Annotated in this window: 18 protein-coding genes and 1 pseudogene; 17 read left to right on the forward strand and 2 right to left on the reverse strand. The window is 62.4% G+C overall.

Features of this window, described 5'->3' with window-relative positions; all coding sequences use genetic code 11:
- Positions 1–7 precede the first annotated feature (7 nt).
- The 10 genes from ybgC to ppk2 all read left to right on the forward strand — a co-directional run bounded on the left by ybgC (position 8) and on the right by ppk2 (position 11,131).
- Positions 8–478: a tol-pal system-associated acyl-CoA thioesterase gene (gene ybgC / locus AC1D1B_RS06745; RefSeq protein WP_477330448.1), complete on the forward strand. Its 471-nt coding sequence runs from the start codon at positions 8–10 to the stop codon at positions 476–478.
- Between the two features lie 311 nt (positions 479–789).
- Complete coding sequence (gene tolQ, locus AC1D1B_RS06750; RefSeq protein WP_477330450.1) at positions 790–1,500, forward strand: protein TolQ; 711 nt, start codon at positions 790–792, stop codon at positions 1,498–1,500.
- Between the two features lie 11 nt (positions 1,501–1,511).
- Complete coding sequence (tolR, locus tag AC1D1B_RS06755; RefSeq protein ID WP_181057782.1) at positions 1,512–1,964, forward strand: protein TolR; 453 nt, start codon at positions 1,512–1,514, stop codon at positions 1,962–1,964.
- A gap of 7 nt (positions 1,965–1,971) precedes the next feature.
- Entirely contained in the window at positions 1,972–3,129 is a 1,158-nt protein-coding gene (locus AC1D1B_RS06760; RefSeq protein ID WP_477330452.1) for an energy transducer TonB family protein, read from the forward strand.
- A 40-nt stretch (positions 3,130–3,169) separates the two neighbouring features.
- Complete coding sequence (gene tolB / locus AC1D1B_RS06765) at positions 3,170–4,474, forward strand: Tol-Pal system beta propeller repeat protein TolB (protein WP_477330454.1); 1,305 nt, start codon at positions 3,170–3,172, stop codon at positions 4,472–4,474.
- Positions 4,475–4,736: 262 nt separating this feature from the next.
- A complete protein-coding gene (gene pal, locus AC1D1B_RS06770; RefSeq protein WP_181057788.1) occupies positions 4,737–5,243 on the forward strand; it encodes a peptidoglycan-associated lipoprotein Pal in 507 nt (168 codons plus the stop codon).
- Between the two features lie 213 nt (positions 5,244–5,456).
- Positions 5,457–6,542 carry a tol-pal system protein YbgF gene (ybgF, locus tag AC1D1B_RS06775; protein WP_477330456.1) on the forward strand — a complete coding sequence of 362 codons (1,086 nt, stop codon included), beginning with the start codon at positions 5,457–5,459 and terminating at the stop codon, positions 6,540–6,542.
- Between the two features lie 52 nt (positions 6,543–6,594).
- Positions 6,595–7,968: a tRNA lysidine(34) synthetase TilS gene (gene tilS, locus AC1D1B_RS06780; protein WP_477330458.1), complete on the forward strand. Its 1,374-nt coding sequence runs from the start codon at positions 6,595–6,597 to the stop codon at positions 7,966–7,968.
- A gap of 121 nt (positions 7,969–8,089) precedes the next feature.
- Positions 8,090–10,015: an ATP-dependent zinc metalloprotease FtsH gene (ftsH, locus tag AC1D1B_RS06785; RefSeq protein WP_477330460.1), complete on the forward strand. Its 1,926-nt coding sequence runs from the start codon at positions 8,090–8,092 to the stop codon at positions 10,013–10,015.
- Between the two features lie 183 nt (positions 10,016–10,198).
- A complete protein-coding gene (gene ppk2 / locus AC1D1B_RS06790) occupies positions 10,199–11,131 on the forward strand; it encodes a polyphosphate kinase 2 (protein WP_477330461.1) in 933 nt (310 codons plus the stop codon).
- A gap of 179 nt (positions 11,132–11,310) precedes the next feature.
- On the opposite strand, the gene AC1D1B_RS06795 is transcribed toward ppk2, so the two are convergent.
- Positions 11,311–12,306, reverse strand: coding sequence for a hypothetical protein (locus tag AC1D1B_RS06795; RefSeq protein ID WP_477330463.1), 996 nt, complete (start codon positions 12,304–12,306; stop codon positions 11,311–11,313).
- Between the two features lie 371 nt (positions 12,307–12,677).
- Here AC1D1B_RS06795 and glmM point away from each other — a divergent pair, with 371 nt between their 5' ends.
- From glmM to serA, 5 genes are all read left to right on the forward strand, one after another.
- Positions 12,678–14,030 carry a phosphoglucosamine mutase gene (gene glmM, locus AC1D1B_RS06800; RefSeq protein WP_477330465.1) on the forward strand — a complete coding sequence of 451 codons (1,353 nt, stop codon included), beginning with the start codon at positions 12,678–12,680 and terminating at the stop codon, positions 14,028–14,030.
- A gap of 248 nt (positions 14,031–14,278) precedes the next feature.
- Complete coding sequence (locus AC1D1B_RS06805; RefSeq protein ID WP_477330467.1) at positions 14,279–15,124, forward strand: outer membrane protein; 846 nt, start codon at positions 14,279–14,281, stop codon at positions 15,122–15,124.
- A gap of 227 nt (positions 15,125–15,351) precedes the next feature.
- Positions 15,352–16,125 carry an outer membrane protein gene (locus tag AC1D1B_RS06810; RefSeq protein ID WP_477330469.1) on the forward strand — a complete coding sequence of 258 codons (774 nt, stop codon included), beginning with the start codon at positions 15,352–15,354 and terminating at the stop codon, positions 16,123–16,125.
- A 201-nt stretch (positions 16,126–16,326) separates the two neighbouring features.
- Positions 16,327–17,502: a phosphoserine transaminase gene (locus AC1D1B_RS06815; protein ID WP_477330471.1), complete on the forward strand. Its 1,176-nt coding sequence runs from the start codon at positions 16,327–16,329 to the stop codon at positions 17,500–17,502.
- Between the two features lie 59 nt (positions 17,503–17,561).
- A complete protein-coding gene (gene serA, locus AC1D1B_RS06820; protein WP_477330473.1) occupies positions 17,562–19,163 on the forward strand; it encodes a phosphoglycerate dehydrogenase in 1,602 nt (533 codons plus the stop codon).
- Between the two features lie 169 nt (positions 19,164–19,332).
- Here serA and AC1D1B_RS06825 read toward each other — a convergent pair whose 3' ends face one another.
- A complete protein-coding gene (locus tag AC1D1B_RS06825; protein WP_477330475.1) occupies positions 19,333–20,235 on the reverse strand; it encodes a DMT family transporter in 903 nt (300 codons plus the stop codon).
- 209 nt (positions 20,236–20,444) lie between these two features.
- On the opposite strand from AC1D1B_RS06825, the gene AC1D1B_RS06830 reads away from it, so the two are divergent.
- Together AC1D1B_RS06830 and AC1D1B_RS06835 are read left to right on the forward strand one after the other, a co-directional pair.
- Positions 20,445–21,743, forward strand: coding sequence for an adenylosuccinate synthase (locus AC1D1B_RS06830; protein WP_142869266.1), 1,299 nt, complete (start codon positions 20,445–20,447; stop codon positions 21,741–21,743).
- A 78-nt stretch (positions 21,744–21,821) separates the two neighbouring features.
- Positions 21,822–22,835, forward strand: a pseudogene (locus tag AC1D1B_RS06835) (hypothetical protein); the annotation flags it as partial.

A 22,835-nucleotide genomic window follows, 5' to 3' on the forward strand; every position in this document is an offset into this window, starting at 1 on the left:
AAGCGCGATGGACGATCATGGTGAATCGGCGGCACTCGCTGCCGGGCTTTCCGGTGAGCTGACGGAGTTCGGCCATCGGCTGATGGCGCGGGTCTACTATGCCGACACCGACTTCTCCGGCGTCGTCTACCATGCGCGTTATCTCGAATTCTTCGAGCGCGGCCGCTCAGACTATCTCAGGCTCGCCGGCGTCCACCACACCGAACTTCACGAAGGCAAGCATGGCGAACGCATTGTCTGGGTGGTGCGGCGCATGGAGATCGTTTTTCGTTCGCCCGCCCGCATGGACGATATCCTGACCATCGACACTCGCACCGAAGACATTTCCGGCGCCCGGATCGTCATGGCGCAGCAATTGAAGCGCGGCGACGAGGTGCTGGTCGAGGCAAAGGTCGAGGCGGCGATCATCGGCGAGAACGGCCGGCCGAAGCGCTTTCCAAAAGAATGGATCGCTGCTTTCATACCAAGGGCAAGCTGATATCCGGGCCTGCGGCCTGCAACGAGCTGCTGATCGGCAGCGTGTTCGATTGCAATGGACAGCCTGCCGGCGTGCCGAGGCGCGGCAATGCGCCGCGCCTTATTTCCTAACCCATCCTTAACCATAACGGTTCATGAAGAGATCGGTGAAGATTGGAAGAATCCGCGCGCCTTCCTTTCACCAATATTTGCCCTGAAAAGGCCGCTAACGGTGCATTTTGGGGTTAATCCGCAAGCCTAGCGCGAACGGACCACGAGGATGCCCATGGGCCAGCCGCCAGCGATGCCCGGAAAATCTTAAGGACTTGAACGATGGAAAATATCGCACTCGCCGACCCGGCAGCGCATTTGTCGATTTGGGCGCTGTTCATGCAGGCCGGCTGGGTGGTCAAGCTGGTGATGATCGGGCTGCTCTGCGCTTCGATCTGGACCTGGGCAATCATCGTCGACAAGCTGGTCAGCTATGCCCGCATGCGGTTGGCGCTCAACCGCTTCGAGCAGGTGTTCTGGTCGGGACAGTCGCTGGAGGAGCTCTACCGGACGCTGGCCGACCGCAAGACATCAGGCATGGGCGCGATCTTCGTTGCCGCCATGCGCGAATGGAAGAAGAGCTTCGAGAAGGGTGCAAAATCGCCGCTCGGCCTGCAGACCCGCATCGACAAGGCCATGGACCTGGCGCTGACACGCGAGATGGAGCGGCTGGAAGGGCGGCTCGGCTTCCTCGCCACCACCGGTTCGGCGGCACCATTCATCGGGCTGTTCGGCACCGTCATCGGTATCATGACCTCGTTCCAGGCCATCGCCGCTTCCAAGAACACCAGCCTTTCGGTGGTTGCCCCCGGCATCGCCGAGGCGCTGCTGGCAACGGCCATCGGCCTGCTCGCCGCCATCCCGGCTGTTATCGCCTACAACAAGCTGTCATCGGACGCGAACAAGATAGCGGTGCGGATGGAAGGGTTCTCGGACGAGTTCTCCGCCATACTCTCGCGCCAAATCGATGAAAAAGTAGCGCCGAAGGCCTGAGGAGCAGCAAGATGGGTATGTCCGTAGGCATCTCGGGACGCGGCGGGCGCGGCCACAGGCGGCGCGGCCGCCATCACGCGCTGATATCCGAAATCAACGTCACGCCGATGGTCGACGTGATGCTGGTGCTGTTGATCATCTTCATGGTCGCCGCACCCTTGTTGACGGTCGGCGTGCCGATCGACCTGCCGGATACGCAGGCCAAGGCGATGAATGCCGACACGCAGCCGATCACCGTCTCGATCAATGCCGCCGGCCAGATCTACCTGCAGGAAACCGAAATCCCGATCGAGGAACTGGTGGCCAAGCTGCAGGCGATTTCCAAGACCGGCTATGAGGAACGCATCTTCATCCGCGGCGACAAGTCGACCGACTATGGCACCGCCATGAAGGTGATGGCCCGCATTTCGGCCGCTGGTTACAAGAATATCGGCCTGGTTTCATTGCAGGAACAGGAACAGTAGCACCAAGATGCGGACCGGCCTCACCACATCGGTGATCTTGCACACGGTAGCGTTAGCCTTCGGGCTGTTCACGCTGTCGTCGCCGCCTGCCATGCCCGCGTCCGATGCTGAATCGGTCTCGGTCGCTATCGTGCCGATAGAGGCCGTCGCGCAGACGCTGCAGGGCGACAAGAAAGCAGTGATGCACGAAAAGCCGGCGCCGACCCCGACCAAGCGCCCCGATATCGTGCCCGAAGCACAGAAAATTGGTGAGAACAGCGCCGACACCGACAAGCCGGTGACGGACGAGGCCAAGCCGAAGCCGGTCGAGCTGGCGTCGGCCCCGGCCCCGGCGCCGACACCGAAGGAGAAGCCTAAGACCGAGGACGCGCCGAAGCCGAAGGAAGAGCCGAAGCCGACACCGGCAACGGAAGTGGCGCCGGTGCCGCAGCCGAAGGAAGAGGTCAAGCCCGAGCCGGTCAAGCAGACGGAGCCAAAACCCACCCCGGCGAAGGAGCCGGCGCCAGCGTCACAACCGGACACGACCGCCGCCATCGAGCCGAAGCCAGAGGTCAAGCCCGACGCGGTCGCCGAGGCCATATCGGAACAACAGCCTCCGGAGGAGGCGCAGCTCCCGAATTCAGCTCCCGCGCCCGAAGCGCGGCCGAAGCCGCAGCCGGCGCCGGCTGAAATGGCCAAGGCACCGGACCGCAAGGACGCCGACAAGCCGGTCAAGGAAGCTTCGTCCAAGCCAAAGTCCGACGACAACCAGTTCGATGAAGGTAAGATCAAGGCTCTGCTCGACAAGCAGAAGCCTTCTGGCGGCGGTGCCAAGCGCTCGACCCAGCAGGTCTCGCTCGGCGCCGACAAGACCCAGGGCCAGAAACTGTCGCAGGCCGAAATGGGCGCCTTGTCGGATCAGCTTGGCAATGCTTGGACCCTTCCGGCAGGGCTCGAGGGCTCGGAAAACTTCGTCGCCGTAATCGTGTTCAATCTCGATGCCTCCGGCAAGCTCGACGGCCGTCCGACCGTCGAAAAATCGAGCGGAAACCAACAGTTCGACGAGAGCGCGGTGCGTGCCGTCCAGAAAGCAAACATGGCTGGTCTGCAAGTTCCTGCCGGCAAGCAGGATATCTGGGCCCAGGTTCGGGTCACTTTCGATCCCAGAGAGATGCTTGGGCTTTAAGCTTGGCGTCGACAAAATCAGTTAAGAGAAGCGAGAAGACATGAAATCCATCCTCAAGCCGCTCCTGACGATTGCAGCCATGGCGCTGGGCATGACTGCCGTTGCCACCTTGCCGGCGCGAGCACTCGTCGAGATCAACGTCAACAAGGGCAATGTCGAGCCGTTGCCGATCGCGATCACCGATTTTCAAGGTGAGCTTGGCGCCCAGATATCCGATATCGTCAGCGCGGATCTGAAACGCTCCGGCCTGTTTGCACCGATAGACAAGAGCGCCTTCATCGAAAAGATCGCCAATCCGGATGCGCAGCCGCGCTTCGACGACTGGAAGGTAATCAACGCGCAGGCGCTGGTCACCGGCAGCGTCGGCAAGGAAGCAGACGGGCGTATCCGCGCGCAGTACCGGCTGTGGGACACCTTTGCCGGCCAGCAGATGGCTGGCGAACAGTTCTTCGCCAATGATGCCAATCAGCGCCGCGTCGCCCACATCATCGCCGACGCCATCTATGAGCGGCTGACGGGCGAGAAAGGCTATTTCGACACCCGCGTCGTCTTCATCGACGAATCCGGCGCCAAGAATGCGCGCAAGAAGCGGCTCGCCATCATGGACCAGGACGGCGCCAACGTCCGCTATCTCTCGGACGGCAAGTCGATCGTGCTGACGCCGCGTTTCTCGCCAAACCGGCAGGAAATCACTTACATGTCGTATGAGAGCGGCCAGCCGCGGGTGTATCTGCTGCAGATCGAGACCGGGCAGCGCGAACTGGTCGGCAATTTTCCCGGCATGACCTTTGCTCCGCGTTTCTCGCCGGACGGCCAGAAGGTAATCATGAGCCTGCTGCGCGACGACGGTAATTCCAACATCTTCGCCATGGATCTGAGGAGCCGCTCGACGACCAGGCTCACCAACTCGACGGCCATCGATACCTCGCCCTCCTATTCGCCTGACGGCAGCAAGGTGGTGTTCACCTCCGACCGCGGCGGTCGCGCGCAGATCTATGTGATGGGCGCCGACGGTTCGGGCCAGACCCGCATTTCCTTCGGCGACGGCGTCTATTCGACGCCGGTGTGGTCGCCGCGCGGCGACCTGGTCGCCTTCACCAAGCAGACCGGCGGCGAATTCCAGATCGGCGTCATGAAGACCGACGGTTCGGGCGAGCGCATCCTGTCTTCAGGCTTCCAGCAGGAGGGACCGACATGGGCGCCCAATGGCCGCGTGCTGATGTTCTTCCGCGACTCCGCCGGTGGCCCAAAACTGGTTTCCGTCGACCTCACCGGCCGCAACGAGCAGCCGATCCCGACCGCAAACTTTGCCTCCGACCCGGCGTGGTCGCCGTTGCTGGAATAAACCAAGTTTGCTTTCGACGTGGCCTGCCTCGTTGCAACTTGGCAACAGTGCCCTAAAAGCCCTATTTTGGGGCTTTTTTCACGCCAAAGTCGCCTTTTGGCCGCATTTCCGCCTACGGTCCGCGACCATTGTGGCATCAGGTTATTTCGGCTGCGGACGGGCACCGAAACCAAATTTTAACCGTGTTTCTTGAATGCCGGTTAACCCAAACGTGGTTACTGGGTGATCAACGAAATCACTCGAAATACGAAGGAGAGGCGGCATGGGCCGTATCGCAGCACTTACCAGAAACCCGGCGATGATCGCCCTGATCGCGATGCTCGCCATCACCGGTTGCGCCTCGAAGAAAACCCCGAACAACGCTGCCGATCTCGGCCTCAATGGCGCGGGTGCCGCAACGCCCGGCTCGGCGCAGGACTTCACCGTCAACATCGGCGACCGCATCTTCTTCGACACCGACTCGACCTCGATCCGTGCCGACGCGCAGACCACGCTTTCGCGTCAGGCGCAGTGGCTCAACCAGTACAAGCAGTACGCCATCGTCGTCGAAGGCCATGCCGACGAACGCGGCACGCGTGAATACAATCTGGCGCTCGGCGCCCGCCGCGCCGCCGCCACCCGCGACTTCCTCGTCGCCAAGGGCGTTTCGGCAAGCCGCCTGAAGACGATTTCCTACGGCAAGGAACGTCCGGTTGCCGTCTGTGATGACATCTCCTGCTGGTCGCAGAATCGTCGCGCCGTCACCACGCTCTCCGGCGCCGGCTCCTGATAGGCAAGACGGCGGCGCCTTAGTCGCATAATTGCAACACCTCCATGCGAAAGGCGGCCAATGGCCGCCTTTTTCAGTTCCAGTCCCGGAAACAAAATTGGGAAACAAAATTTGGCCGAAGTCTCGCCTCCTGCTAAGAGCCGAGGGCGCCTGGCTGGTCCCACTGTGATTGGAAGGCGCGAACAGGCTCACGAATTACACGGCGAGAGGCACATGCATTTCAGATCGGTCTTGAGCGGCACGCTTGCGCTGCTGCTCGTATCAGGCTTCGCGGCTACTGCGAGCGACACCGGACAACCCGCGGATAGCGGCTTTTCCTTCCACCTTCCGACGCTCGGCATCTTCGGCAAGAAGGAGAAGCCGGAGCAGCAACAGATCGCGCAGCAGCAGCAGGACGGCACCACCGCCGCCAGCCTCGAAGAACAGCTGCGGCAGATGAACGGCAAGATCGAGGAACTCAATTTCCAGGTCCTGCAGATGCAGGAACAGATGCGCAAGCAGCAGGAAGACAACGAGTTCCGCTTCCAGCAGCTGGAAGGTGGCTCCAGCGGGCAGCCGCCGGCGCAGAAGAAATCGGAGGCCACGCCGCAGGATGGCGATACCGACAACAGCGTCGCCGAGGCCCCGGCAACGCAGGCGCCGGCCGATTCGGGTGCACAATCGGATGGCGGCCAGAGCGTTGGCGAAGTCATCGTCGAATCGCAGACCGGTGATCCCGGCAAGGTGATCACCGGCACACCGCCGAAGACCTTCGGCACCATCACCGTCGACAAGAACGGCAATGTGATTGATGCCGGCGGCAACACGCAGGCGACCGCGCCGGCGGAAGGTGCAGCTCCTGCCGTCGAGGCGCCGGCGACCGGACCCAAGACCGGCAAGTCCGACGGCACAGTGGTGGCGGCGTTGCCTGCCACCAACAATCCGGAAGAGATCTACCGCAACTCCTACCAGTTCATCCTGTCGGGCGATTACAGCACCGCTGAGCAGGGTTTTCGCGACCACATCGCCCGCTTCCCCAAGGATGCCAAGGCGGCGGATGCGCATTACTGGCTGGGTGAGTCGCTGCTTGGCCAGCAGAAGTATCATGACGCGGCCGAGGTTTTCCTCTCCGCCAGCAAGGACTATCCGAAGGCCAAGAAGGCGCCTGACATGCTCTTGAAGCTCGGTGTATCGCTGGTCGGCCTCAAGCAGAAGGATGTCGCCTGCGCCACCTTCGGCGAGATCGGCAAGCGCTATCCCGATATTTCGGCGGCGCTCAAGGAGCGCGTCAAGCAGGAACGGGCGCTGGCGGCGTGCTAGTCTTCCCCTCGCATGTCGGTGTCCGGGGACCACTTTTGGGCGACATGCATTGATGCTCGATACCGAGCCTGACCTTTCGGAATTTTCAACGATCGACTTTACCAACGGCGCTGTTGCGGCCGTGTCCGGCGGCAGCGACTCGACCGCCCTCCTTCTTCTCCTCAAAGCTCATCTTGACCGCACCGCCCCGACAGCCAAGCTGCTGGCGGTGACGATCGACCACGGCCTGCGTCCGGAAGCAGCAGTGGAAGCACGCGCCGTGGCAAAGCTCTGCGCCGAGCGCGGCATCGAGCACCGCACAATTAGCTGGTCCGGCGCCAAGCCGTCGACCGGCCTGCCCGCCGCAGCGCGCGAGGCGCGCTACCGGCTGCTGGCCGAGGCCGCGCAGGCGCAGGGCATCGGCGTGATCGTGACCGGCCACACCGCGGACGACCAGGCCGAGACCGTGCTGATGCGGCAGGCGCGGGGCGATGGGCGAGAGCTTGCAGGCCGAGGCCTCGCCGGCATGGCGCCGGCCACGCTCTATGACTGGCGGATCTGGATCGCGCGGCCGCTGCTCGGCGTACGGCGCGCGGCATTGCGCGCCTTCCTGCGGCGCGAAAACGTCGGTTGGGCGGAGGACCCGACCAACACCGATGCGCATTTCGAACGGCCGCGCATTCGAGCCGTGCTCGGCGAAGACCGGAGCGGTCAGCGTTTTGCCGAGGCGATCGGCCTGGCTGGACAGGCGGCCGGCGAGCGAGAGCAACTCGGCCGCCGCGCCGCGGCGTTGATCCGGGAATTTGCCAGCCAGCCGGCACCGGGTCTCATCCGTCTCGATCCCGGTTTTGTCAAAGCCGACGACACGCAAGCCGCGGTCTATGCGCTGCGTGTTCTGCTGGCGGCGACGGGCGGCGTCGCCTTGTTGCCGGACCAGACGCGTAGTGAAGCGCTGTTCGCGCAAATGCGGGCCGGGCCGCTTTGCGCCACATTGTCGCGGACGGTCGTCGATATCAGGCGCACCGGCATCTTCCTGTACCGTGAGTCACGCGACCTGCCGCCTGCCGCACCATTGGCTGCCGGGATTTGGGACGGCCGCAGGTGGGTTACCGAAGCAGAGGCGATCACATTAGGCGACAGTTCTGGTGCATTGTTGATCGCGCCGCTCGGCGCGGCTGCAGCCGCCAAACGGAGTGCCGGGAATGGCGCGCCAGCAGGCCTTGTGCGCGCCGCTTTGGCTGCGGAACCGGCGCTGTGGCGCGGTAGCGAATGCCTTGGCTTTGCAGGCGATGCAACGACGGCAGCGGCAATCGCCGTCAGCCCGGCCGTCGCGCCTTTTGCGCGCTTCCTGCCTTGCTTCGATCTGGTGCTGGCCGGGGCCGTCGCCGAACTGACCGGTGCGCCGCCGGTCCCGGCCTTGCCTTCCAGCCGCCACAGTGCCGGTTGATGGTGGCGCGAAAGCTTAACCCAGACGTGCTGTTATGCTTGGCAAGGGGAGGCGCTCTCCCTATGTTAGGCTCAAGTTTCCTCTCATACGTGTGCCCCACCAGGTACCAACGGGACAATTGATGAATCCGAATTATCGCAACCTCGCGCTCTGGGCGATCATAGCGGTCCTCCTCATCGCTCTCTTCAATCTGTTCCAGACGCCGCAGACGCGCGGAGCCTCGACCGACGTTCCCTACTCGCAATTCCTGCAGGAGGTTGCGGCCGGCCGGGTCAAGACGGTGACCATTGCCGGCGACCGCATCATGGGCACCTACACCGACAACGCGAATGGCTTTCAGACCTATTCGCCTGGTGATCCGCAGCTGGTCTCGCGGCTTCAGGACAAGAATGTCGTCATCAATGCGCGTCCTGAATCGGACGGTTCCACCTCGCTTTTCAGCTATCTCATCTCCTACCTGCCGATGATCTTGATCCTCGGCGTATGGATATTCTTCATGCGCCAGATGCAGTCCGGCTCCGGGCGCGCCATGGGCTTCGGCAAGTCGAAGGCCAAGCTTCTGACCGAGGCGCATGGCCGCGTCACCTTCCAGGATGTCGCCGGCGTCGACGAGGCCAAGGAAGATCTGGAAGAGATCGTCGAGTTCCTGCGCGATCCGCAGAAGTTCCAGCGCCTCGGCGGCAAGATCCCGCGCGGCGTGCTGCTCGTCGGCCCTCCCGGCACCGGCAAGACGCTGCTCGCCCGCTCGGTCGCCGGCGAAGCCAATGTGCCCTTCTTCACCATTTCGGGTTCTGACTTCGTCGAAATGTTCGTCGGCGTCGGCGCAAGCCGTGTCCGCGACATGTTCGACCAGGCCAAGAAGAACGCGCCCTGCATCATCTTCATCGACGAAATCGATGCCGTCGGCCGCCATCGCGGCGCCGGTCTCGGTGGCGGCAATGACGAGCGCGAGCAGACGCTGAACCAGCTGCTGGTCGAGATGGACGGCTTCGAGTCCAATGAGAGCATCATCCTGATCGCCGCCACCAACCGTCCCGACGTGCTCGATCCGGCGCTGTTGCGTCCGGGCCGCTTCGACCGCCAGGTGGTGGTGCCGAACCCCGACATCGTCGGCCGCGAGAAGATCCTCAAGGTGCATGTGCGCAACGTGCCGCTGGCGCCCAATGTCGACCTCAAGGTGGTCGCGCGTGGCACGCCGGGCTTCTCCGGCGCCGACCTGATGAACCTGGTCAACGAATCCGCCCTGATGGCGGCGCGCCGCAACAAGCGCCTCGTCACCATGGCCGAATTCGAGGACGCCAAGGACAAGATCATGATGGGCGCCGAGCGCCGCTCGTCGGCAATGACCCAGGCCGAGAAGGAGCTCACCGCTTACCACGAGGCCGGCCACGCCATCATGGCGCTCAACGTGCCGTCCGCCGATCCGCTGCACAAGGCGACCATCATCCCGCGCGGCCGTGCGCTCGGCATGGTCATGCAGCTGCCGGAAGGCGACCGCTATTCGATGAGCTACAAATACATGGTCTCGCGGCTTGCCATCATGATGGGCGGCCGCGTCGCCGAGGAGTTCAAGTTCGGCAAGGAGAACATCACTTCGGGCGCTTCCTCCGACATCGAGCAGGCGACCAAGCTGGCGCGCGCCATGGTTACGCGCTGGGGCTTCTCGGACAAGCTCGGCCATGTCGCCTATGGCGACAACCAGGAAGAGGTCTTCCTCGGCCATTCGGTGGCGCGCACGCAGAATATCTCGGAAGAGACCGCGCAGATCATCGATGCCGAAGTGCGCCGGCTGATCGACGAGGCCTATGTCTCGGCCAAGTCCATCCTGACCAAGAAGAAGAAGGAATGGATCGCGCTGGCGCAGGGCCTGCTCGAATACGAGACGCTTTCGGGCGAAGAGATCAAGCAGTTGATCGCCGGGCACAAGCCCGCGCGCGATTTGGGGGATGATACCCCCACGAGCCGTGGCTCAGCCGTGCCGAAGTCCGGTCGTCGCAAGAAGGGCCCGGAGCCCGAAGGCGGCATGGAGCCTCAGCCATCGAGCTAGGATCCGACCAGGACAGGTTCTAAAAAACGCCGCGGCTCAAACCGCGGCGTTTTCTTTTTTGGGCAAGACATTTCGTTCGGGCAGACGTTGCAGCCATTAGCTTGACTCCCCTCGCGGTCGGTATTGAATCGATTAGCCGGCTGCCGTCGGATCAACCGGCGCGGCTGTGTGGGAGGTGTGATCATGGGCAAGAGGGACAAGCAGGCCAGAACTGCGCCGGTCGGAGGCGATATCCATCTCGATGCGGTCGAGGGCGAGGCAATGGAAGCAGCCTGGAAATTGCCGAACGGCGATGCCGGCGGGCGGGGCAAGAAAAAGAAGAAGAAGGCCAAGCAGGCCAAGGCCGAGAAACCCTACCGTTATGTCGACGAACTGGTCCGGCTGCAGTTCGAACTGATCAAGCTGCAGGATTGGGTGCAGAAGGAAGGGCTGAAGGTCGTCGTGATCTTCGAAGGCCGCGACGCGGCCGGCAAGGGCGGTGTCATCAAGCGCATCACCGAAAGCCTCAATCCGCGCGTGTGCCGGGTCGTGGCACTGGGCACGCCGACCGAACGCGAACGCAGCCAGTGGTATTTCCAGCGCTACGTGTCTCACCTGCCCGGCAGGGGCGAGATCGTGCTGTTCGACCGCTCCTGGTACAACCGTGCCGGTGTCGAGCGCGTCATGGGCTTCTGCACCGACGCGGAGTACAGCGAATTCCTGCGCTCTTGCCCGCTGTTCGAGGAGATGCTGATCAAGTCCGGTATCATCCTGGTCAAATACTGGTTCTCGGTTGGTGACGACGAACAGGAACGCCGGTTCAAGGAGCGTATCGACAATCCAATCAAGCGCTGGAAGCTGTCGCCCATGGACCTGAAGTCGCGCGAACACTGGGTCGAGTATTCGCGGGCCAAGGACATGATGCAGAAATTCACCGACACCGATCAGTCGCCCTGGAACATTGTCGATGCCGACAACAAGAAGAAGGCGCGGCTCAATTGCATCAGCCATCTGCTGACGCGGATTCCGTACAAGGAAATCCGTCCGGCGAAGATAAAGCTCAGCCCGCGTCAGAAGGACGACGGTTATGTCCGGCCGCCCAAGACCAGCCAGCACTGGGTGCCAACCGTCTACTGATTGTTCTAGAGCCTATTCCATCCCGATGAAATCGGGATGGGGCTCTATCATCTTTGTTTGAGCATGATCTTTTCCGAAAACCGGTTCCCACTTTTCGGGATCATGCTCTAGCGCAAATAAAAACCCCGCGGACCTGAACAGGCCCGCGGGGTTCTTGATCAGCAGCGAAGCTTGCGAAATCAGCTCTTCAGCTTGGTATTGCAAAGGCTGTAGAAGCCGCCGCCCTTCTGGATCCAGCGCAGGCCATTCAGCGTGTTGGCATCCTTGTTGGCGTAGTAGAGCTCGAGGCAGGTGTGCATGCGGCCCTTGGCCGGCGTTTCGCTGGCGAATTTCTTCGAGATCGCAGTCGGGAACTTCACACCTTTGGGGGCGGTGACCGAGGGCTTTTCAGGCTCGCTGGTATAGGTCGCCTCGCTCGGGGCCGGCACGGTGTCGTCGTCATCGGCGCCGGCGCCGCATTCGGCCTTGCGGAAGTCGTTCCACTTCTTGCCGCCCAGCGTATTGGCAGATTTGGCCGCCTGATACTTGGCGCTGCAATCGGCCATGCTTAGGCCCTTGCCGCTGCTGTCGGCGGCTGCCTTGGTCGTCGTTGCCTTGGCCGGTACTACTGCCGCGGATGCGCCGGCGGCGCATTCGGTCTTGCGGAAGTCGTTCCACTTGACGCCGTTGAGCGTGCCGGCAGCCTTTGCCGCCTGATATTTGGCGCTGCATTCCTTGGCCGTCAGGCCCTTGGCGCCATCGTCGGTTGCCGCCGCAGCCTTGGTCGTGGCCTTGGCGGGTTCCGCCGCTGCGGATGCGCCGGCGGCGCATTCGGTCTTGCGGAAGTCGTTCCACTTCGCGCCGTTGAGCGTGCCGGCAGCCTTGGCAGCCTGGTATTTGGCGCTGCATTCCTTGGCCGTCAGGCCCTTTGCCTCATCGGCGGTGGCCGCCTTGGTGTCTGCCTTGGCAGCAGCAGCCTTCTTGGCCGGCTTGGCGGTCTCGGTGGTGGCCGCCGCGTCGGTGCCGCATTCCGCCTTGCGGAACTGGTTCCAGGTCTGTCCGTTCAGCGTGCCGCCGTCCTTGGCGGCATTATACTTGGTACTGCACTCGGCCATGGTCAGCGCGTTGGCGGGCGCCGCCATGAACAAGGTTGCGACGGCAAGACCCGTCAAAGTTGCAAGTCGGTGGATGAGCATGGCGTTTCTCCCGTTGCTGCGCCCATAGGTTGTACCCGTGTGAATCAATAGCTCTCAACGCTAGGCTGCGCCAGATGCTAAATGGTGCCGGTATCGCCGGAAAGCACGTTCTCCCGATAAGGTGATGGAATCCCTGCTATCTGCCGCCTCCAACAGCAAAGGTTACCGGCCCAACCTGCGTCGCGCGGCCAGTGTGAGCGGTATATTGCGGCAAGACCGTGTCATCGTGATACGTAGCGAACGGACCTAAACAGCCTGCTACAATGATTTTCTAAGAATTCGTAATATACAATCACACAATGTGATCGTAAGGCTCGGCCCAATTGTGGCATTAGAAGCCGGCTGAAAAACCGACGGGGATTCTGGCTAACATGGCAGGACGCTATTTCGGCACCGACGGCATTCGCGGGCGCGCCAACAAATTTCCGATGACGGCTGAGATCGCGATGCGGGTCGGCATGGCCGCCGGTCTGTCGTTTCAGCGCGGCAACCACCGCCACCGCGTCGTGCTCGGCAAGGACACGCGGCTGTCCGGCTACATGATCGAGAATGCGATGGTGGCCGGCCTGTGCGCTGCCGGTATGGATGTGTTCCTGCTCGGCCCGATCCCGACGCCGGCGGTCGCCATGCTGGTACGCTCGCTGCGCGCAGATATCGGCGTCATGATCTCGGCCTCGCACAATCCCTATTACGACAATGGCATCAAGCTGTTCGGCCCCGATGGCTACAAGCTCTCCGACGAGATCGAGGAGCGCATCGAGAGCATGCTCGACAAGGACATCGAACTGGCGCTTGCCGATTCCGACGGACTCGGCCGCGCCAAGCGCGTCGACGGCGTGCATGACCGCTACATCGAATTCGCCAAGCGCACGCTGCCGCGCTCAATGTCGCTGTCGGGTCTCAGGATCGTCGTCGATTGCGCCAATGGCGCCGCCTACAAGGTGGCGCCGGCCGCCCTTTGGGAACTGGGCGCCGAGGTCATTGCCATCAATGTCGAGCCGAACGGCTTCAACATCAACAAGGAATGCGGCTCGACCCATCCGGCCGGCCTGCAGAAGAAGGTGCATGAAGTGCGTGCCGACATCGGCATCGCGCTCGATGGCGATGCCGACCGCGTCGTCATTGTCGACGAGAATGGCACGATCGTCGACGGCGACCAGATCATGGCCCTGATTGCCGAGTCCTGGCATCAGAGCGGGCGGCTTGCCGGCGGCGGCGTCGTCTCGACGGTGATGTCCAATCTCGGCCTCGAACGCTTCCTCGGCGACATCAAGCTGCAACTGCACCGCACCAAGGTCGGCGACCGCTATGTCGTCGAGCACATGCGCGCGCATGGGTTGAATGTCGGCGGCGAGCAATCGGGCCACATCGTGCTGTCCGATTTCTCGACCACGGGCGACGGGCTTGTCTCGGCGCTGCAGGTGCTGGCCTGCATCAAGCGGCAGAACCGCCCGGTCAGCGAATTGTCGAAGAAGTTCGAGCCGGTACCGCAGCTGTTGAAGAATGTCCGCATCGCCGGCGGCAAGCCGCTCGAGGAAGCCCCGGTCAAGGCCGCGATCGAAGATGCGCGCAACCGTCTCGGCAAGGCCGGGCGACTGGTCATCCGGCCCTCCGGCACCGAGCCGCTGATCCGCGTTATGGCCGAGGGCGACGACCCGCAACTGGTCGAAGCCGTGGTCAACGACATCGTCGACGTCATTTCGGAAACACGCAGCGCCGCCTGATCGGGGCGCTTCCTGCGCGAACTGCCGCCGTCTCAAGACCTCAAGGCCCGCCTCCAGGCGGGCTTTTTCGTTTCGGCCAGGGTGGTCTCGGCGTCATGCCGGCAGAAACTGTTTGCTAAAATGTCGAGAATTCGTGGTTAATCAATAGGGTTAAACGCCTTTTAACTTTTCCAATTCATTATCCACAACTGAGGTCAATCATATTCGGGCGGGTTGGACTTTCCCGACGGTTCTCAGGGGTGATAAGCATGTTCAATACAGCAAAAATGGCTCTCCTTGCCGCGCTGTTCGCAGGCGTGGCCGGGTCGGCATTCGCCGCCGATCTGGCGGAGCCGCCGGTGGTCGAGGAAGCGCCACCGCCGGTTGCCTATGAGCAGCCGGCCGATTTCGGCGGCTGGTACATCCGCGGCGACATCGACTATCACTGGTCGAAATTCCGCGGTGGCGACTACACCACCTACAGCCCTGCGCCGCCCCAGCTTCCCGGGTCTTTCGCCTCCGGCACGTTGAAGAGTTCGTTTTCGGCTGGCGCCGGTGTCGGTTACCAGGTCAACCGGTACTTCCGCACGGATCTGACCTTCGACTGGATGGGCAAGTCCAATTTCCGCGGCTCGACCAACGGTTTCTGCGCCGGCGGCATAGCTTGTACCTCGGTCGACACATCGTCCTATTCGGCGATGCTGCTTCTGGCCAACGCCTATGTCGATATCGGCACCTGGCACGGTGTGACGCCCTATGTCGGCGCCGGCATCGGCGGTGCCTGGGTCAAGTGGGATACGCTGCACAACACCGATCTCGACGGCTCCTTCGAGCACTCCGGCGGCAAGGGTTGGCGCTTTGCCTACGCCCTCATGGCCGGCGCCTCCTACTGCCTGACCGACCGGGTCAAGCTCGATCTCGGCTACCGCTACAGCCACATCAACGGAGGCAAGATGTTCAACTACGCCTCCGACAGCAATGTCGGCCCGGGCTACGACCATGGCATCAATGTCCACGAAGTGCGTGGCGGCCTGCGCTATCAGTTCGGCCGGTCGGACTGCGCTCCGCCGCCGGAGCCCTACGTTCCCGAGCCGGAGCCGATCTACACCAAGTAGTCGCTTCTAAATCCAGGAATTCGCGAACCGCCCGGTCATGCCGGGCGGTTTTCGTTTTCCGGTTGCGGTGGATTTCATCGGCCGCGTGCGCTGAAGAAAGCCTATCGAAATCAATTCGGTAACGCCGCGTTATCCTTAACCCGCACTTAACCACTATGGTTAACAATGCCTACTGAAACGGCGCTTGCAATCAAATGACGCGCGCCAATTTCAGGAGCCGGGGACCCATGAATTTCAAATCGCTGACAGCGCCTGCGCTCGCCGCACTCGTGCTTGCTCCGCTGACGCCGGCACAGGCCGCAGACTACGATCCGCCGGTCTATGTCGATCAGGCGCCGGACTATCAACCGGTCGAGGTCGGCTCTGGCTGGTATCTGCGCGGCGACGTCTCTTATTTGGCGCAGAAGAGCTACCAGGATCAAGATTTCACCTTCGCGCCGGCGAGCTTCAGCGAAAAGCAGGATCCCGCCTTTGCCAGCATCGGCTTCGGCTACCATTTCAACGACTATCTGCGCGCCGATCTCAATCTCGGTTATCTGCCGGGTAACAAGATTGGCATCCACTACGACGATACCGCGATCGTGATTCCGCCGGCCACGGCAACGGTAGCGTCGGCATCCCTGGAGAATTATTCCCTGTCAGGAATGGTCAATGGCTACGTCGATCTTGGCACCTATGTCGGGATCACACCCTATTTCGGCGCCGGCATCGGGCTGGTCCGGAGCAAATACAAGCTGTCGGCGAGTTACTTCACCGACAATGTCGACCCTACGGATGATTTCGTCCGGAACGACAACAAGACCCAGTATTCCTTCGCCTACACGCTGGATGCGGGCCTTGCCTATCAGGTGACCAAGAATGTTTCCGTCGACCTCGGCTACCAGTACTTCTCAGCGCCGGATGCCGAATATGTCACGGCCGCGAGCCTGACGTCCTATCCGATCCGCAAGGGCATCAGCAATCATCAGGTCAAGCTCGGGCTGCGCTACGACCTCTGGTAGGCTGGTTACAGACACGAATCCTGACGGCGGATCTCTTCGATCCGCCGTTTGCGTTTGAACTCACGACATCCTGATCGCGGATTGCTTGTATCTTGTCAGCGACAAAAACTTTCCTCTTGACGCCTGATGGCTGAACGCATATCGCCGTCCGTGGGCCACCCCTCCCCAACGAGGGGCCACTATCTGGAAGGATAGACCACGATGACGACGCATACGAAGCCCGGACTCCGTCCGGCAAATCCCAATTTTTCCTCAGGTCCCTGCGCAAAACGCCCCGGCTGGTCGGTCGAGGCGCTGAAGAATGCTGCGCTCGGCCGTTCCCACCGCGCCAAGATTGGCAAGACCAAGCTCGAACAGGCGATCGATTTGACGCGGGAAATTCTCCAGGTGCCTGCGGATTACCGCATCGGCATCGTGCCGGCGTCTGACACAGGCGCTGTCGAGATGGCGCTGTGGTCGCTGCTCGGCGAGCGCGGTGTCGACATGGTCGCCTGGGAAAGCTTTGGCTCCGGCTGGGTCACCGATGTCGTCAAGCAGCTGAAGCTCGCCGACGTGCGCAGGATCGAAGCCGGCTACGGCGAACTGCCCGATCTCACCAAGATCGATTTCGACCGCGACGTGGTCTTCACTTGGAACGGCACGACCTCAGGCGTGCGCGTGCCGAATGGCGATTTCATTCCGGCCGATCGCAAGGGTCTGACCATCTGCGATGCGACGTCGGCCGCCTTCGCGCAGAGGCTCGATTTCCAGAAGCTGGATGTCGTCACCTTCTCCTGGCAGAAAGTGCTGGGCGGCGAGGGCGCACACGGCATGCTGATCCTCAGCCCGCGCGCCGTCGAGCGGCTTGAAACCTACAAGCCGGCTTGGCCGCTGCCAAAGATCTTCCGCCTGACCTCGGGCGGCAAGCTGATCGAAGGCATCTTCAAGGGCGAGACCATCAACACGCCGTCGATGCTGTGCGTCGAGGATTATCTCGATGCGCTCAACTGGGCGAAGTCGATCGGCGGTCTCGATGCATTGATTGCCAGGGCCGATGCCAATGCCGCTGTGCTTGACGGCTTTGTCGACAGATCCTCATGGCTCGGCCATCTCGCAGTCGATGCGGCGACACGGTCCAACACGTCCGTGTGTCTGTCCTTCACCGACCAGCAAGTTGCGGCGCTCGATGCCGACGGACAGGCGGCTTTTGCGAAAGCGATCGTCTCGGTGCTCGACAAGGAAGGCGTCGCCTACGACATCGGCTCCTACCGCGACGCACCGTCCGGCCTGCGCATCTGGTGCGGCGCTACCGTCGAGACCTCCGATCTCGAAGCGCTGCTGCCATGGCTCGACTGGGCCTTCGCCACGCAGAAGGCGTCGCTGAAAGCGGCGGCCTGAGATTGCATGGCGGCCTGCGGGCCGCCATTTCCCCGACAATTCAATTGAAGGAGGCCGCAATGGCGCCCCGCGTACTCGTCTCGGATAAACTTTCCACCACCGCCGTGCAGATCTTCAAAGACCGCGGCATCGAGGTCGACTATCTGCCCGATCTCGGCAAGGACAAGGAAAAGCTGCTCGAAGTGATCGACCAGTATGATGGTCTTGCCATCCGTTCGGCCACCAAGGTCACGGAAAAGCTGATCAACGCCGCGACAAAACTCAAGGTCGTCGGCCGCGCCGGCATCGGGGTCGACAATGTCGACATCCCGGCGGCAAGCCGCAAGGGCATCATCGTGATGAACACGCCCTTCGGCAATTCGATCACCACCGCCGAGCATGCGGTGGCGATGATCTTCGCGCTCGCCCGCCAAATCCCGGAGGCCAACGCCTCGACCCATGCCGGCAAGTGGGAAAAGAACCGCTTCATGGGTGTCGAGATCACCGGCAAGACACTGGGCGTCATCGGCTGCGGCAATATCGGCTCGATCGTCGCCACACGCGGCGTGGGCTTAAAGATGCATGTCGTCGCCTTCGACCCGTTCCTGTCGGACAAGCGCGCCGAGGAGCTCGGCGTCGACAAGGTCGAGCTGGATGAGCTCTTCGCCCGCGCCGACTTCATAACCTTGCACACGCCGCTGACCGACAAGACGCGCAACATCATCGACGCGGCTGCGATCGCCAAGATGAAGAACGGCGTGCGCATCATCAATTGCGCGCGTGGCGGGCTCATCGTCGAGGCCGATCTGGTCGCGGCGCTGAAGAGCGGCAAGGTGGCCGGCGCCGGCGTCGATGTGTTCGAGGTGGAACCGGCGGAGAACAATGCGCTGTTCGGCATGGAGAATGTGGTGGCGACGCCGCATCTCGGCGCCTCGACTGCGGAAGCGCAGGAAAATGTCGCGCTGCAGGTCGCCGAGCAGATGGCCGACTATCTGATCAAGGGCGCGGTTTCGAACGCCATCAACATGCCCTCGATCACGGCTGAAGAAGCACCGCGCCTCAAACCCTTCGTCAAGCTCGCCGAAGTGCTCGGCGCCTTTGTCGGCCAGGTCACCGAGGATCCGATCAAGGAGGTCGAGATCCTGTTCGATGGCTCGACCGCGACCATGAACACACGGGCGCTGATCAGTGCGACGCTTGCCGGACTGATCCGGCCGCAGGTCTCCGACGTCAACATGGTGTCGGCGCCGATCATGGTGAAGGAGCGCGGCATCATCGTTGCCGAGGTCAAGCGCGACAAGTCGGGCGTCTTCGACGGTTACATCAAGCTCACCGTCAAGACCGAGCACATGACGCGCTCGATCGCCGGCACCTGCTTCTCCGACGGCAAGCCGCGTTTCATCCAGATCAAGGGCATCAATCTCGACGCCGAGGTCGGCCAGCACATGCTCTATACGACCAACGCCGATGCGCCCGGTATTATCGGCCTGCTCGGCACGGTGTGCGGCGAGAACGGCGTCAACATCGCCAACTTCCAGCTGGGACGTAACCGGCCGGGCGGCGATGCGATTGCGCTGCTCTATCTCGACGCGCCGTTCCCCGAGACGGTGCTGGAACAGGTCAAGGCGCACAAGTCGATCGACTCGGCCAAACGGCTGCAGTTCGACGTCAACGCGATGTGATCTTGGCCTTGCAGTGAGAATCGAAGGCGCGGCCTAGAGTCGGATGATTTCAGGTCTGTTCGACCTGAAATCTGAATCCGCCTCTAAACAAAATAAATAGAGCATGATGTCGTCCGAAAACCGCTTCACACTTTTCGGCATCATGCTCTAGGTCCGCGCCTTCTTTCGTTCAGACCGGCAGCAAGTCCGCCATCTTGCGCCCGCTGTATTCGGCGAGCGAAATGCCGCCCATCACTAGGACGAGTGCCAGTGCCTGGTAGAGCTGGAATGTCTCGCCGACAATCAGCACTGAAAGCAGAGTGCCGAAGATCGGCACCAGGTTGATGAACAGGCCGGCGCGGTTGGCGCCGATCATTTCGTTGGCCTTGATGTAGAGGATCTGCGAGATGACCGAGGCGCCGATTGCGGTGTAGACGATGACCACCCAGCCGCTGATATCGGGGACGATGACCTTGCCGGCCGCGACCTCCCACAGGAAGAAGGGCAGCGACGTAATGAGTGCCGCGACCGCCAGAGACAACATCAGGCTCTGCCAGCGCATCACCGGTTTCAGCCGCAGCCCGACCGAATAACCGCTGTAGAGGATGACGGCGACCAGCATGATGGCGTCGCCGAAATTAAGCTCCAGCGTCAGCAGCCGGAGCGGGTCGCCATGGCAGGCGGTCAAGATCACACCCGCTATGGTCAGCACCACGCCCGCAATCTGCGCCCAACTCACGCGCAGGCGGAAGAAGATGAAGTTGGCAACGATGATCAGGACCGGCATCGCCGCCTGTTCGATCGAGACATTGATTGCCGTCGTATAGTTGAGCGCTGTGTAGAAAATGGTGTTGAACAGGGTGAAGCCGCTGGCCCCCAGCGCAGCTAGGACGAGCCAGTGTTTGCGCACCACCGGCCAGTCCTCCTTGATCGTGCGCCAGCCGATCGGCAGCAGGATCGCAACCGCCAGCACCCAGCGCAGGAAGACCAGCGTCATCGGCGAGACATGGTCGACCGCCAGCTTGCCGGCGACGGAATTGCCGCCCCACAGCAAGGTGGTAAACAGCAGGAACAGATAGGCGCGTCGATGCATTGCAGGATTCCGGCCGCCGGAGGTGCGGTGTTTGCCGGCCTATGGCCCCCGCCGGGCCAAGTAAATGATGTCAAAGCCGAAAATTGTTGTGCCTCAGGGCGTTTTCGGCGGCAAAGAAAGGTCGCACTTGCGAGGTCTTGACGCTATAGAGGCCTGTCGTTTCGAACCATATCCAGGCCGCCATGGCGGCATCTCAAGGGAAATGAAACATGGCCAATGTGGTGGTCGTCGGCTCGCAATGGGGCGACGAAGGCAAGGGCAAGATCGTCGACTGGTTGTCGGAGCGCGCCGACGTGGTCGTGCGCTTTCAGGGCGGCCACAATGCCGGCCACACGCTGGTCGTCGACGGCAAGGTCTACAAACTGTCGCTGCTGCCGTCGGGCGTGGTGCGGCAAGGTAAATTGTCGATCATCGGCAATGGCGTCGTCTTCGACCCGCACGCCTTTGTCGCCGAAGTGGCAAAACTCAAGGCGCAAGGCGTCGAGGTGACGCCGGACCGCCTGAAAATAGCCGAAAACACCGCGCTTATCCTGTCGCTGCACCGGGAGCTGGACGGATTCCGCGAGGATGCCGCCTCCAATTCCGGGACGAAAATTGGCACGACCCGTCGTGGCATCGGCCCTGCCTATGAGGACAAGGTGGGCCGGCGTGCGGTCAGGGTGATGGATCTGGCGGATTTGGAAACGCTTCCCCTCAAGGTCGACAGGCTGCTGACGCATCACAATGCGCTGCGTCGCGGGCTTGGCCATGGCGAGGTTACGCATGAGGCGATCATGACCGAGCTGACCTCGGTTGCCGATGAGATCCTGCCCTATATGGACCGCGTCTGGAAAATCCTCGATGACAAGCGCCGCGCCGGCGAGCGCATCCTGTTCGAGGGTGCGCAAGGCACGCTGCTCGATATCGACCATGGCACCTACCCGTTCGTCACCTCGTCCAACACAGTCGCCGGCCAGGCCGCTGCCGGCTCGGGCGTCGGCCCCGGCGCCATCGGCTATGTGCTGGGCATCACCAAGGCTTATACGACACGTGTCGGCGAAGGCCCGTTCCCGACCGAGCAGAAGAACGAAATCGGCGAATTCCTTGGCACGCGCGGCCACGAATTCGGAGTCGTCACCGGGCGCAAGCGCCGCTGCGGCTGGTTCGACGCCGTGCTTGTGCGCCAAGCCGTCGCCGTCAACGGCATCAAGGGCATCGCGCTGACCAAACTCGACGTGCTCGACGGGCTGGATGAGATCAAGGTCTGCACGGGTTACCGACTCGACGGCGAGATGATCGACTATCTGCCGGCCAGCCAGGGCGCGCAGGCGCGCGTCGAACCGGTCTACGAGACGCTCGAAGGCTGGAAAGGCACCACCGCCGGCGCGCGCAGCTGGAACGACCTTCCGGCGCAGGCCGTCAAATATGTCCGTTACATCGAGGAGCTCATCGGCGCACCCGTCGCGCTCCTTTCCACCAGCCCGGAGCGGGACGACACAATACTTGTGACCGATCCGTTTCAAGACTAGTTTCTGAAGCCTTTCCGGGGCATCGCGGCCGATTTGCGGGGGCCGGCCCGGGGGAACAAAATACAGGTCGACTGAAGCATGGCAGATTTCGTTGCTATTCTAAAAAAGGCGCTCGACAAGCACGGCGACGAGACGCCCGAAAAGCGTACGCGCATCTATGACAGCGTTCGTACCATGCTGGCGAAGAAGCTTGCGGAGTATTCGCCGCCGCTGGCCACCGAAGCCATAACCACGCAGAAGCGATCCCTGGAAGACGCTATCGCAAGTGTCGAGCGGGACTATGCCAAAGCGATGCCCGCCTCCGATCCGCTGGCGGAATTGGAACACATTTTTTCCTCCATCGACCGTAACAAGAACCAGCCCAGTCATGTAAAGCCGTCCACCACGCCTGCATCGGCACTCGCGCCGGCATGGCAGCCGTCGAAACCCGCGCAGTCAGCGCCGGTTGCCCGGACGGAGCCGAGCTGGCAGCGGCCTGCGCCGACACCGCCGCCGCCTGCGGCGCGTGCCGAAACCGTCAACGAGCAGGCCGCGGAGCTGGACGCCGACGACGATAGCGCCGATGTGTTTGCTAATGACGAGCAGCAGGCCGCTGACACATTCCAACGCCTGCGCCCGGCCGAGCGCAAGCGCAGCTATAGTGGGCTGATCGCCGCTGTTGTCGCGCTGCTGGTGGTCGCTGGCGGCGGCTACGGCATCTGGCTGAACAAGGATGCGTTTGGCTCGTTGTTCGGCGTCGGCGACACCAAGACAGTCTCGACCGAACCGCTGGTGAAGCCGGCGCCCGCTAAGCCTGCTGCGCCTGCTGCCGATGCCCCGGCACCGGCTGCTGCCGGCGAGGGAACGAAATTCACGCAGCGGCTGACGCCCGAAGGCAGTGAGACCGACCCTGGTCCCGCGGCCGGTCAAAGCGGCATTGGCGAGGGCGAATCCGTCGCCGCGCTGACCACGCCACCGCCTCCGGCTCCAGCTGCGGCTCCAGCCCCAGCCCCTGCTGCGGCGCCAGCGGCTGCGACCCCGCCGGCCGGCGACACCGCAGCCACGGCGGCGCCTGCCACGCCGGCGCCTGACGCTTCCGCCACGCCACCGGCA

The organism is Mesorhizobium sp. P2_C5_2 (assembly GCF_056404535.1).